The organism is Erwinia sp. Eh17-17 (genome assembly GCF_039675725.1).
Lineage (GTDB): Bacteria > Pseudomonadota > Gammaproteobacteria > Enterobacterales > Enterobacteriaceae > Erwinia.
Genome location: NZ_JBDFQT010000005.1, coordinates 111,882 through 124,668, shown reverse-complemented (window position 1 = coordinate 124,668; position 12,787 = coordinate 111,882). Strand labels below are relative to the sequence as shown.

At 54.3% G+C, this 12,787-nt stretch carries 13 protein-coding genes; 6 read left to right on the top strand and 7 right to left on the bottom strand.

Going from position 1 to position 12,787, the window contains the following annotated elements:
- The first annotated feature begins 42 nt into the window (after positions 1-42).
- Complete coding sequence (gene guaB / locus ABEH87_RS15040; RefSeq protein WP_346577348.1) at positions 43-1,509, top strand: IMP dehydrogenase; 1,467 nt, start codon at positions 43-45, stop codon at positions 1,507-1,509.
- Between the two features lie 92 nt (positions 1,510-1,601).
- On the top strand, positions 1,602-3,182 hold the full coding sequence (gene guaA, locus ABEH87_RS15035; RefSeq protein WP_346577346.1) for a glutamine-hydrolyzing GMP synthase: 1,581 nt from the start codon (positions 1,602-1,604) through the stop codon (positions 3,180-3,182).
- 82 nt (positions 3,183-3,264) lie between these two features.
- Here the strand turns inward: guaA and ABEH87_RS15030 are convergent, their stop codons facing one another.
- The 3 genes from ABEH87_RS15030 to ABEH87_RS15020 form a co-directional block, all read right to left on the bottom strand.
- On the bottom strand, positions 3,265-4,203 hold the full coding sequence (locus tag ABEH87_RS15030; protein WP_346577344.1) for a hypothetical protein: 939 nt from the start codon (positions 4,201-4,203) through the stop codon (positions 3,265-3,267).
- A gap of 62 nt (positions 4,204-4,265) precedes the next feature.
- Positions 4,266-4,892: an SMI1/KNR4 family protein gene (locus ABEH87_RS15025; protein ID WP_346577342.1), complete on the bottom strand. Its 627-nt coding sequence runs from the start codon at positions 4,890-4,892 to the stop codon at positions 4,266-4,268.
- A 20-nt stretch (positions 4,893-4,912) separates the two neighbouring features.
- On the bottom strand, positions 4,913-5,482 hold the full coding sequence (locus tag ABEH87_RS15020; protein WP_346577340.1) for a hypothetical protein: 570 nt from the start codon (positions 5,480-5,482) through the stop codon (positions 4,913-4,915).
- 142 nt (positions 5,483-5,624) lie between these two features.
- Here ABEH87_RS15020 and ABEH87_RS15015 point away from each other — a divergent pair, with 142 nt between their 5' ends.
- The 3 genes from ABEH87_RS15015 (at position 5,625) to ABEH87_RS15005 (ending at position 7,402) form a co-directional block, all read left to right on the top strand.
- On the top strand, positions 5,625-6,404 hold the full coding sequence (locus tag ABEH87_RS15015; RefSeq protein ID WP_346577338.1) for a DUF3750 domain-containing protein: 780 nt from the start codon (positions 5,625-5,627) through the stop codon (positions 6,402-6,404).
- Positions 6,405-6,623: 219 nt separating this feature from the next.
- Complete coding sequence (locus ABEH87_RS15010; RefSeq protein ID WP_346577336.1) at positions 6,624-6,917, top strand: hypothetical protein; 294 nt, start codon at positions 6,624-6,626, stop codon at positions 6,915-6,917.
- A complete protein-coding gene (locus tag ABEH87_RS15005) occupies positions 6,896-7,402 on the top strand; it encodes a DNA-binding protein (protein ID WP_346577334.1) in 507 nt (168 codons plus the stop codon). Before ABEH87_RS15010 ends, ABEH87_RS15005 begins: the two co-directional genes overlap by 22 nt.
- Here the strand turns inward: ABEH87_RS15005 and ABEH87_RS15000 are convergent.
- From ABEH87_RS15000 to ABEH87_RS14990, 3 genes are all read right to left on the bottom strand, one after another.
- Entirely contained in the window at positions 7,368-7,592 is a 225-nt protein-coding gene (locus ABEH87_RS15000; RefSeq protein ID WP_346577333.1) for a hypothetical protein, read from the bottom strand. The two genes, ABEH87_RS15005 and ABEH87_RS15000, sit on opposite strands and share 35 nt — an antisense overlap.
- A gap of 283 nt (positions 7,593-7,875) precedes the next feature.
- Positions 7,876-9,312 (bottom strand): magnesium transporter, encoded by a 1,437-nt coding sequence (gene mgtE, locus ABEH87_RS14995; protein ID WP_346577331.1) that lies wholly within the window; start codon positions 9,310-9,312, stop codon positions 7,876-7,878.
- A 124-nt stretch (positions 9,313-9,436) separates the two neighbouring features.
- Complete coding sequence (locus tag ABEH87_RS14990; protein ID WP_346577519.1) at positions 9,437-9,619, bottom strand: YfgG family protein; 183 nt, start codon at positions 9,617-9,619, stop codon at positions 9,437-9,439.
- A 311-nt stretch (positions 9,620-9,930) separates the two neighbouring features.
- Here ABEH87_RS14990 and ABEH87_RS14985 point away from each other — a divergent pair, with 311 nt between their 5' ends.
- Entirely contained in the window at positions 9,931-12,177 is a 2,247-nt protein-coding gene (locus tag ABEH87_RS14985; protein WP_346577329.1) for an EAL domain-containing protein, read from the top strand.
- On the opposite strand, the gene tehB is transcribed toward ABEH87_RS14985, so the two are convergent.
- A complete protein-coding gene (gene tehB, locus ABEH87_RS14980) occupies positions 12,167-12,772 on the bottom strand; it encodes a tellurite resistance methyltransferase TehB (RefSeq protein WP_346577327.1) in 606 nt (201 codons plus the stop codon). The two genes, ABEH87_RS14985 and tehB, sit on opposite strands and share 11 nt — an antisense overlap.
- Positions 12,773-12,787 lie beyond the last annotated feature (15 nt).

Sequence of the window (12,787 nt, the reverse complement as noted above, 5' to 3'; positions counted from 1 at the left end):
TATTTTACAAGTTCTCATTCACCCTGAGGTTGAGATATTGCCATGCTAAGAATCACTAAAGAAGCCCTGACTTTTGACGACGTTCTGCTCGTTCCTGCCCACTCGACTGTCCTGCCAAATACGGCCGACCTCAGTACCCAGCTTACTAAAACCATCCGTCTGAACATTCCTATGTTGTCCGCTGCTATGGATACCGTGACCGAAGCGGGTCTGGCCATTGCACTGGCGCAGGAAGGTGGTCTGGGCTTTATTCACAAAAATATGTCCATCGAGCGCCAGGCGGAAGAAGTGCGCAAGGTGAAGAAGCACGAAAGCGGCGTGGTGACCGACCCGCAGACCGTGCTGCCAACTACCGCCCTGAGCGAAGTGAAAGCGCTGACCGAACGTAACGGCTTTGCCGGTTACCCGGTGGTCAACGGCGAAAACGAACTGGTCGGCATCATCACCGGTCGTGACGTGCGCTTTGTCACCGACCTGAGCCTGCCGGTCTCTGCGGTGATGACGCCGAAAGAGCGCCTGGTCACCGTCAAAGAAGGTGAAGCGCGTGAAGTGGTGCTGCATAAAATGCACGAAAAACGCGTCGAGAAAGCGCTGGTGGTGGACGACAGCTTCCACCTGCTGGGCATGATCACCGTGAAAGACTTCCAGAAAGCCGAACGTAAACCTAACGCCTGTAAAGACGAACACGGACGCCTGCGCGTCGGTGCTGCCGTGGGTGCCGGTGCCGGTAACGAAGAGCGCGTGGATGCACTGGTTGCGGCCGGTGTTGACGTGCTGCTGATCGACTCCTCACACGGTCACTCAGAAGGCGTACTGCAACGCATCCGTGAAACCCGTGCGAAATATCCTGACCTGCAGATTCTGGGCGGCAACGTGGCGACCGGCGCTGGCGCACTGGCGCTGGTGGAAGCCGGCGTAAGCGCGGTGAAAGTGGGTATCGGTCCTGGTTCAATCTGTACCACCCGCATCGTGACCGGCGTGGGCGTGCCGCAGATCACCGCCGTTTCTGACGCGGTAGAAGCACTGGAAGGCACCGGAATTCCGGTTATCGCTGATGGTGGTATCCGCTTCTCTGGTGACATCGCCAAAGCGATCGCCGCCGGTGCAGCCGCGGTTATGGTGGGCTCCATGCTGGCCGGGACCGATGAATCTCCGGGTGAAATCGAACTCTACCAGGGGCGCTCGTTCAAGTCCTATCGCGGCATGGGTTCCCTGGGCGCGATGTCTAAAGGATCTTCTGACCGTTACTTCCAGACTGACAATGCCGCCGACAAACTGGTGCCGGAAGGTATCGAAGGCCGCGTGGCATACAAAGGTTACCTGAAAGCCATCGTGCACCAGCAGATGGGCGGCCTGCGCTCCTGTATGGGCCTGACCGGCTGTGCTACCATCGACGAACTGCGTACTAAAGCGGAATTTGTGCGCATCAGCGGTGCCGGGATTCAGGAAAGTCACGTCCATGATGTGACCATTACGAAAGAGTCTCCGAACTACCGCATGGGTTCCTGATAACCCCGCGCCCGGCTAAACAGCCGGGCGTTTTAATATGCCCTTAGGGTATAATCACCAAAATTTTGTACTACTTCGCCTGGAATAGCCCAATGACGACGGAAAATATTCATAAACATCGCATCCTGATCCTCGACTTCGGTTCGCAGTATACGCAGCTGGTTGCCCGCCGCGTGCGTGAACTGGGTGTCTACTGTGAACTGTGGGCGTGGGATGTTACCGAAGAGCAGATTCGTGGTTTTAACCCGAACGGCATCATCCTCTCCGGTGGCCCGGAAAGTACCACCGAGCACGACAGCCCGCGTGCGCCAGACTACGTGTTTAACGCAGGCGTTCCGGTGCTGGGCGTGTGCTACGGCATGCAGACCATGGCGATGCAGCTGGGCGGTAAAGTGGAAGGCTCCAGCGAGCGTGAATTTGGTTATGCTCAGGTTGAAGTTCAGACCAACAGCGCGCTGATCCGCGATATTGAAGATGCGATCAGCCCGGCCGGTAAGCCGCTGCTGGACGTGTGGATGAGCCACGGCGACAAAGTGACGGCCATCCCGTCTGACTTCGTCACCGTTGCCAGCACTGAAACCTGTCCGTTCGCCATTATGGCCAACGAAGAGAAGCGTTTCTACGGCGTACAGTTCCACCCGGAAGTGACGCACACCCGTCAGGGCCTGCGTCTGCTGGAGCGTTTCGTACTGGATATCTGCCAGTGTGAAGCGCTGTGGACTCCGGCGAAAATCATTGAAGATGCCGTTGAACGCCTGCGCGTGCAGGTGGGTAACGATAAAGTGATTCTCGGCCTGTCCGGCGGTGTGGATTCCTCCGTCACCGCAATGCTGCTGCACCGTGCGATTGGCGACCGCCTGACCTGCGTCTTTGTTGACAACGGTTTGCTGCGTCTCAATGAAGCCGAGCAGGTGATGGAGATGTTTGGTGACCACTTCGGTCTGAATATCATCCATGTGGAAGGTGAAAAACGCTTCCTCGATGCGCTGGCGGGAACGGATGAGCCGGAAGCCAAGCGTAAAATCATCGGTCGCGTATTTGTCGAAGTGTTCGACGAACAGGCGCTGAAGCTGCAGGACGTGAAGTGGCTGGCACAGGGCACTATCTATCCTGATGTGATCGAGTCTGCCGCTTCTGCTACCGGCAAAGCGCACGTCATCAAGTCACACCACAATGTCGGTGGCCTGCCGAAAGAGATGAAGATGGGCCTGGTTGAACCGCTGCGAGAGCTGTTCAAAGACGAAGTGCGTAAAATCGGTCTGGAGCTGGGCCTGCCGCACGCCATGCTGTTCCGCCATCCGTTCCCGGGGCCGGGTCTGGGCGTACGCGTACTGGGCGAAGTGAAGAAAGAGTACTGCGACCTGCTGCGTCGTGCGGATGCCATCTTCATTGAAGAGCTGCATAAAGCCGACCTGTACAACAAAGTCAGCCAGGCCTTCACCGTCTTCCTGCCGGTACGTTCCGTAGGCGTGATGGGCGATGGCCGTAAGTACGACTGGGTGGTTTCCCTGCGTGCGGTTGAAACCATCGACTTTATGACGGCACACTGGGCGCATCTGCCTTACGACTTCCTGGGGCGTGTGTCTAACCGCATCATCAATGAAATCGACGGCATCTCCCGCGTGGTTTACGACATCTCCGGTAAACCACCGGCGACCATCGAGTGGGAATGATCCCGCGTCCTGCCACGGCGGGTTCGAACTGAGATTAACGCTTTCTAAGCCCGCTAACTGCGGGCTTTTTTCTCACTGCTATTTATCCCCATAACCGGGGATCGTCAAACAGATCGCCGAAGCGCTGCGACTGCGATATCGGAAAAGTGGTATAAATGGCTTTCTGGGATTTGTTTGAATTAAAATTCATGATGTTCAGATTGTTATAAAATTCATAACCCAATACATACCCCAACAGATAACCAATAAATAATTCCCTGCCTGTTTTACTGACTAACTTGTCATCAATAAACACTCTGGTATAGATATCGAGTGAGGAGTTTATCTCTGAGGCGATGATTTCATCATCAGACTTCGCTCTCATTGAGGAGATGTTTTCTCTTACCCAGTTCAGATAGCTTTCGGCGTCATGGATTATGTCGCCATTTTTTCTGTTGAATTTAGGGTACTTGAATAAATCCAGCTGCCGCAGACGGGAAATGACATTCATCTGGAAGCTTTTCTTGTGCGGATCATGCCCGGATGAGGCATACACTCTGTCAGGTATTTTAGATGACTTGATTTCAAAGGTGTAAATTTTGTTTTTTCTACAAAAATCCAGTGTGGCGTCATCTAAATAACCATACTGGTTCGCAGCGATGGATTGATTTATCCTGGCTATGGCGATATCAATTTGTGGGTTGCCCTGTTCGAAAAGAAGTCCATCGAACGGCGCATGCTTGTGAAATGAATCCTGTCTGATCGCATCATAGGTAATGTAAGATAATACCCGGCTGTGAGTACCTTTACTGTTTTCGTAATGAATGAGATCAATAAACAGCTCTTCAACAATTTTACCCTGCAGGGTGTTTTTATTTGTCTCCGCCTGGCTTCTGTTGCGCTCCCAGGTGTTTTCAGTGTGGGCGGCTATTTTATTTAAATTGAGTTCTGCATCCTGTAACTCATCTTTATAAGCAAAGATGATGAGGTCATCACCTGAATGAATCAGGTTGAAACGCTCAGTTTTTATGATATCCGTCATTTGTCATCTCATCGTTTGGCCGTTGAGGCGGTTTCCGGGCGTCAGGCCTTATCTACGCCCTCTCAGTACATCCATTTTTCGACGATCGCATCACCCAGACGCGCACGCAGCAGCTCTTCATTGTCTTCCTCTCCGTGAACTTCCAGCAGGCACTTAAACATCAGAACATCAAGGTACTGGCCGACGTCGCTGAAGATCTGCGTCAGCATCGGTGAACTGTCGTGATCGAAGTACCACACCTCGCCCGTTTCCCGGTGAAAGCACCACTGATTGCCGTTACCCAGGTAGTCGCCGAAGACCACCAACTGACTGACCAGCGCCCACTGAGTTTCTGCATCGGGAGCATCTTCCAGGATGTCAGTAATGCCGGGACAGGCATTGTGCAGCGGTTCGATGCTGGCGTATTGAGCCGGAGGCACACTGCACAGCGTTTCAGCCAGGTCCAGCGTGCCAATCTGCTGGTGATAGGTGCGAAGTAAGGGGGGAAGGGCACAGCCCAGGCGCTGTTCGAGCGCGTCAACCTCTGTGGGATTAACCGGTGCGAGGGGCGACGGGTTTTCCCACTGCGCGAGCCAGGCCAGCACGCAGCTACGCCACCAGCTCAGCCGTGCGCTGTCATCGGTAAATTCTGGCCAGGTCAACGGTGGAAGGTCGCTGTCTGAGACGTCTTTATCGGTTTCTGCATTCATATCTGTTGTTAACCTCAGAATTAATAAGTGCTGCTGTCAATAGTAAAGCGGTGGTTGATATCAACCTCTGACGTCATCTGAGCGCGTTCCGTTTTTCTGAAAACGAACTCAAAGGCGGGCTCATAGTATTCGCCTCTGAGCACTTCGCCCCCCAGGATCTCGACATCATACAGGCCGTTTTCAATCTCGATCCGGGGGAGGTTCGCCTGGCAATAGTGTTCCTGAAGCAGGCCGATCTCCTTATCGGTAAAGTTTTGCAGAATCCGCCAGGTGAAGAGCAGGATCTGTTGGTTTTCGACCTGCAGGAGATAGCCAGCGCACCGGTGCTGTAAACGACTCTCCGGTCTAAGCAGTTCCGGTGTGTCGTGTGCAAGGTTGAAAATAATCGTGTACGGATAATTTTCAATTCCCGCTAAGGGAATGATGATACCGCTTTCGACCGCCCTGTCCGCGCTATAGTTGCTGACAAACTCGGAAGCCAGGTCGTCACTGAGGCCATTCTCTTGCTTAAATTTTTGCAGCAGGCGAATATCGCCAAGTAGAAAATAATCAATCAGGTCGTTAAGGACCTCTGTAAATTCATAGCGCATTCATTCTGTCCTTTCTGTCATTGCCAATTATCTTAACGTAATGAAATGGTGTGTAAACACCACGCTTGTGAACAGGCTGTGCGCTGTGCAGCCCCGGACAATCAGGTATGCTGACAGGCCACTTACCCAGGAATCCGCCACAATGTTCTCACTGAAAGCCCTGAGCCTGATTATGCTCTGTATTACGCTGCTGTCGCTGGGAGCCAGTCTGGCGCAGGCCACGCGCCACAATGAGTCAGGCGGGCAGGGTGGCTGGGCTACGGCGCGCCGTGACTCTTCCGGCCAGGCACCCGATCCCCATCGCTTTGCCAAAATGGCCATCGTGCAGATTTACGCCGCGCCGACCTATGGCTGGAAGGGCGCGGTGGCGGTGCATCCGTGGATCATCTATAAACGTGCCGGAGAGACCCGCTACACCCGCTATGAAGTGATCAGCTGGGGCAGCGACGACAAAGTGCGCCGCAACAGCAACGTAGCGGATGCCTACTGGTACGGTGCCCGTCCCCGTTTACTGGTGGAGCACCGTGGGGCGGAAGCCGCCGCGATGATCCCTCAGATTGTCGCGGCGATTGCCTCTTATCCCTGGCCGCAAACCTATCACGCCTGGCCGGGCCCTAACAGCAACACCTTCCTGGCGCATATCGGCCGTGAAGTGCCGACGTTAAAACTGAATCTTCCGGCTAATGCCATCGGTAAAGACTACCGTTCGCTGCTGAATCCCGTCGGGTTGCCGCCTTCCGGACGCGGGCTGCAGGTGTCAGTGCTGGGCGTGGCTGCGGTGACCCTGGGGGCCGAAGAGGGCGTGGAAATTAACGTACTGGGGCTGAACCTTGGGCTGGGTTTTTCCCCGCTGCAGCTGCGTTTACCGTTTATTGGCGGCCTGGGCGGCGATAACCTGCAAAAAGAGAATCCCGGCCTCTGACGGCATGACCGACCCGCACCTCCCTGCTGGTGATACTGATTGCGGGCCGGCACGCAGAATTTTCTTCCCGTCCTGCAACACGGCATGTTAACGGTCAGCCTGTCCCGCATTACTGAATATCACCGCTGGTGCCACTTATCTGCCTGACGCAAGATGACGTTATTGCAACAAGGTTGTCAGTTGACAACCTTATCTCTGCGTTAGATACTGGAGGGAAATATGGCGCGTCGTTCTCACACCATCAGGGAAATTGAAGCAGTACTCAGACACGCTGAACGGCTGGGATGGCGGGTAGTTTGCGGTGGCAGCCATGCCTGGGGGAAAATTTACTGCCCGTGGAATAACGTGCAGTGTCGCTGCGGCGAGTTTTGTATCAGCTGTGTCTGGAGTACGCCGAAAAATCCGCACAACCACGCCAGGCAGCTCAGACGTGTTGTCGAACACTGTACGATGCGCCAGCAATTTGAACGTAATGGAGGCCGGGAAACGCCATGGAATATACCTTTACACTAAAATATCAGCTTACCGATCGCGCGGAAGGGAGCGATGTGCTGATAGAACAGCTGGCAGAGGCGGGCTGTGACGATGCGCTGATCGGCGTGGGGATCCCAGGGCGGATTGCCCTTGAGTTTATTCGTGAAGCTCCCTCGGCTTTGCAGGCCATGGAAGGGGCGTTACAGCAGGTAGCCCGCGCATTACCCCAGGCGCGGCTTTTTGAAGTCTCGCCTGATTATGTCGGCCTGACGGACGTCGCGGATTTAATCGGGGTCACGCGGCAAAATATGCGCAAGCTGATGCTCACGCACTTTCAGTCATTTCCTGCACCGGTGCATGAAGGTGCGGCAACCCTCTGGCACCTTGCCGAAGTGCTGACATGGCTGAGCCAGCGGGGAGGCTACCGTGTGCCTGGCGATATTCAGGAAACGGCAGCCGCAGCGCTCAATCTCAATCTCAGTAAAGAGATTAAACGGCACGGTTCTCAGCCAGATATTCTCTGACCATCTCATCAAATGAGGAGTTAGCCTCAAAGCCCAGGCGGTGCGCATAGCTGGCGTGGAAATCACCGGGCCAGGAGTTGACGATATTGACGATCGCGCTGTCGGGCTGATGGCTGATACGCAACAACACCTCATCGCCGCCGATCCGCCTGAGTGATGCCAGCATCTCGTCAACGGTGACATCAGCCACAGGCGGGTGGTCAGGCTAACCGCAGATGTCGGAGAAAGAACCGGTGCAGGTGAATTCACAGGGCTTCCTTTGTCGGGTAGGAAATACGGAGCGTTTATTTTTCAGGCAACAGTCATCCTGCTCCGGCATTCACGGGAGAACCCGGAAACGCTGGAGAGGTGACTTCACGAGAAGATTTGTTTTTTTGTTAGGTCAGGGGGCGGGAGGGAATTTCACTGCGCTATAAATCACACTAATGACCATTAATTATCGCTTTATAACAAATTGCATTTTCTCTTACTGTTCAGTGCAGCAGGAAGATCGTGGCAAGCCCAAGAAAGATAAAAAAGCCGCCGGTGTCGGTCAGCGCGGTGATCAGCACGCTGGAGCCGACGGCGGGATCGCGCTTCAGTTTGGTCATTAACAGTGGGATGAGTACGCCCATCAGAGCGGCCAGCAGCAGGTTAAGCACCATTGCCAGCATCATAACGCCGCCGAGGGCGGGATTATCGTACATCGCCCAGGTGATGCCCCCCATAATGCCGCCCCAGAAAAGTCCGTTGATCAACGCCACGCCCAGCTCACGCCCGATCAGGAATGAGAAGTTACCCGGCTCCACCTGGTGCAGTGCCAGCGCACGCACAATCATGGTGATGGTCTGATTACCGGTATTACCGCCAATCCCGGCCACAATCGGCATCAGCGCCGCCAGCGCCACCAGCTGTGAAATGGTGGCCTCAAACAGGCCGATGACGCGTGAGGCAATAAAAGCGGTACAGAGATTAACTGCCAGCCAGGTCCAGCGGGTACGCACTGATTTTCGCACCGGGGCAAACACATCCTCTTCGGGATTGACCCCGCCCATTTTACGAATATTGCTGTCATTGGCTTCATTGACCAGATCGACAACGTCTTCAATGGTAACGCGCCCCATCAGCTTGCCTTTGGCATCAATAACGGCGGCAGAAATCAGGTTATAACGTTCAAAAGCCCCGGCAGCATCTTCGGCTTTATCATCAATCAGGAAGGTGGTGGGTTTCGCGTTCATCACTTCTGAAACCCGCTTGTCCGGGGTGTTCAGCAGAATTTCCGTCAGCGGCAGCTCGCCGAGCAGTTTATTGTTCTTACCGGTGACAAACAGTTTATCCGTGCCGTCAGGAATGGTTTTCTTCGCGCGCAGAAAACGCTGAACGGTCGCCAGCGTGACATCTGCGCGCACCGTTACCAGTTTAAAGTCCATGATGCGACCCACTCGGTCGCGGTCAAAGTCCACCACGTCGAGCACGCGCGAACGCAGCTCCGGGTCGAGAGAGGTCAGCAGGCGACCGGTTAAGTCACGTGACAGGTACTTCGCAAGGAAGACCTGCTCATCGATATCCAGCGGCTTAATGGCGCGCAGCAGATCGCGATCGCTCATCTCCTCAATCAGGCTTTCCCACACGTTTTCAGACGCTTCAACCAGCACCTGACCACGGCGGTCGTTGCCAATCAGCCGCCACAGCGCCAGGCGTTCATCTTCGGGCAGCGCTTCCAGCAGGTCGGCAATATCGGCGGCGTGCAGCACCGGCAGAGTGGCTTTAATCTCCTCAACCTGCTGGCGATGCGCTTCTGCTTCTGCTTCGGACTCGCGCAGCGGGCGTTCAAGCAGGGTATCGACGAGATCTTTATCATTAAGAAGCAGATTAAGAATGCGACTACGAACTTCAGCCAGTTGCTGAACATGAGAAGATGCTACAGACATAAAACATCCTTTTGTCTGGCTAAAAGAATCAGGCGAAATGAGGGAGTAGTTTAGCTTATTTCACAGACAAGCGGACCCGCAGCGCTCCGAAAAGCGTCTGTTCACTCTTGCCACCTGGCAGCGGCTATTTTTCGTTAATGACGGTGACCGGGATAGCAGGGGCGTTTTTTTTCTGCTGATGGTGCTCAATTGCACCGGGAACCACAAAAATTAGCCGTCCCAGCAAAATGATGAAGCTAACCAGTAAAATGACACGGGTGATATGCCCGGTTTTCTGACGTTTTCTAAATGACATAGCGCTGTTCACGCAACTTTTCCTCTGACTGGCCATCAAGGCGATGAGTAATTTACGCACAGTGGCGTCGTGAGGTCAATCATCATGGGAGGTCTGAAGTGTGCCGCCGCAAGAAACAGGGGGCTTAGGATTATACTGAGCACTAACGTCATCTGCTGTCTATCATCTTAATCGCGGGTATTTTGATTTAGATCAATCTAAGGTGAGCTTTAACCTCTACTATAGCGCGGTATTTCATAAAACATCTAAGCCCAAAAGCCATATCATAATGGGGCATATCACACTAAAACCTGCAGATAACTCTTATAAAACATCATAATCTAATGAATAAATCGGCACTGCTTACAACATTTACCCGCCGCTGGTGGGGGCTGCCCTTCGTGCTGGCACTGCTGCTGATGCCGCTGGCTTCCGTGCTTTCGGTGCGCCTGTGGTTACCGGAGGGCTACGTCTATCTGATCTATTTGCCGCTGGCAATGATGATTGCCATGCTGATGTTATTCGACTGGGCCGCCTTACCCGGCATTTTTGCGGCGTTATGCTGGCACTATTTTTACCGCTATACCGGCCCTCAGGCGATGATCATCATCACCATTTTTATGGCTACGCTGGTGCTGGGTTGGGGCGGCTATCGCAGTCAGGAGAAGACCCGCTGGGGCGTCAGTTTTGGCGTTCTGAGCCAGGTCAGGCTGCGCCTGTTTTGGCTGGCCTTTGCGATTCCAACGCTGTTTATCCTGTTTTTCCAGGCGGTCATGCCTGTCGATATTTTGCCTGAGTTAAATTCAGTCTTTGCCAGAAATTCCTTTTCAGTGCATACCCTGCTGAACTATCAGTCGGTGCTGATATCCTCGATTGCCATGGTGCAGATGTTCTACTTTTTGATTCGCATCCTGCGTAATCCGCATTTTTTTTTCATACTAAAAGCGCGCTGTAAGCAGCAATTTTCCCCCACGGTGACCCTGCGCGAGTGGCTGATATGGGGCGTAATGCTGATGACCAGCGTGACGATGCTGACCCAGTTCAGGCACAGCCCGGATAACCTGCTGACCACGGAGTACGGCATTCCGTTTTTACTGCCGCTGATGCTGTGGAGTGCACTGCGTTTTGGCTATCTGTTCACGTCTCTCTCGTGGGGCGGGGCGCTGATCGTGATTTATCAGCTACATCACTGCTTCATGAATCCGCTAGTCGAGCCGCACGATCTGGCCGTTATCTCAGCCAACCTGCTGGTCTTTACGTTAACCATTTTACTGATGTCGGCCATCAGCACCCGGCAGCGACGGCTGCTGGCGAAAGCCCGTGAAATGGCGCTGACCGATCCGGTGATTGGGCTGCCAAACCTGCGTGCGTTAGGGAAGGATCTGGCCGCCAGCTCCGGTTCTGCACTCTGTTTCCTGCGTATCCCGGATCTTGACCGCCTGAGCCGCACTTACGGTCTTCAGCTGCGTATTCAATATAAACGCAGTCTGGCTGTTCATCTTCAACCCAGTCTTCTGGCCGGCGAGGCGGTTTATCAACTGCCGGGGTTTGACCTGGTCCTGCGGCTGGAGACGGCAGGCCATCAGTCGCGCATTGAGAGGCTGGAAGCCCGGCTTAAGGACTATCACCTCAGCTGGGACGGACTGCCCATCCATCCTGACGTTGGCTTAAGCTACTGCACCGTGACTCCGCCTGTCCTGCATCTGTATGAACTGCTGGGAGAGATGAGTGCAATGGCTGAAATGTCACTGCGCAGCGGTCATGCGGAAAATATGCAACAGACTCCCAATGTACCGGTTCAGCGGCAAATAACGGAAAAACTGGCGATTCTGCATGACGTTCAGTGGGCGTTACAGCAGGGGGGATTTCGGCTGATGGCGCAGAAAATACGCGGTGTGCGCGGTGACGACTATTATGAAATCCTGCTGCGCATGGTCAACATGCACGGCGAGCAGATGACTCCCCCGCGTTTTCTGCCGGTGGTGCGTGAGTTTGGTCTGACATGGGACGTGGATAGCCAGATGCTCGATCAGGCACTGGCCTTTATCCAGCGCAACCGCGAGCCGCTTCCCGGCATCCGTCTGGCGGTTAATTTGTTTGCTGCCACGCTGTGTCGCCCGCAGTTTGTGGAGGAAATTGCTGCACGTCTGAAGTTCCACGGCGTTGAGCCGTGGCAGCTGATTATCGAAGTGGAAGAGTCGCCAATGCTGAGCGACCACAGTTGGGGTAACCGCTCCATTGCCCAGCTGCGCCAGCTGGGATGTCGGGTAGCGATTGACGATTTTGGCACCGGCTATGCCAGCTATTCACGGCTGAAGCTGGTGCAGGTTGATATGTTGAAAATCGACGGCAGCTTTGTGCGCAATATGCTGAGTAACAGCCTGGATTATCAGATTATCGAATCGATCTGTGTGGTTGCGCGCCTTAAGCGGATGCAGATTGTCGCGGAGTGTGTTGAAACAGAAGAAAATGCTGAGGCGCTGCGCAAACTGGGCGTGGATTATTTACAGGGCGATGCTATTGGCGCACCGCTGCCCTTGTCTGAACTGGCCTCTGCACAAACAGCGGCCAGTTCAGCGGTCAGGCCTTAATACTGGCTTTTTGCGCAAGCAGCGTGGCAAAGCGCAGAGAAATGCGCTGGCCGTGCTCATCAACTCTGTGCAGCTGGCCGACATTTTCGTTGTATTTAACGATATGCCATTTTCGGTAGTAGTGGCTCAGTTCACCGGACTGAAAGGCAAACGGAAAGCCCTGATGACAGGGGTAATCCGGCGTGTCCATCGCCGCGACAATCAGGTTATAGCCGTCCCTCACCGTGCTGGCCTGCATATCAGCAATCAACTGCGGGATGGTTGCCGGCTGCAGGAACATCATCACTACCGTCGACAGGACCAGGTTATAAGCACCATTAAAACGGTGCTGGTTGAGATCCTGTACTGAGGGGTGAATACCGCTGAGGTTTTCCGCGCTGATAATCTGTTCCAGCCGCGTCAGAGACGCCGGATTGATGTCCCAGGCGGTGACGTCAAAACCGTGGTTGTTAAGGTAGAGCGCATTGCGCCCGCTGCCGCAGCCCACATCCAGGGCTTTACCCCCTTCAAGGTGGTGCAGGGCTGCCACGACTTCAGAGTGCGGGGCCGTGAGCTGGTATTTCTCGCTAAAATAGTTGTCTGTGCGTGATGTCATAGTACCCATTTCGCC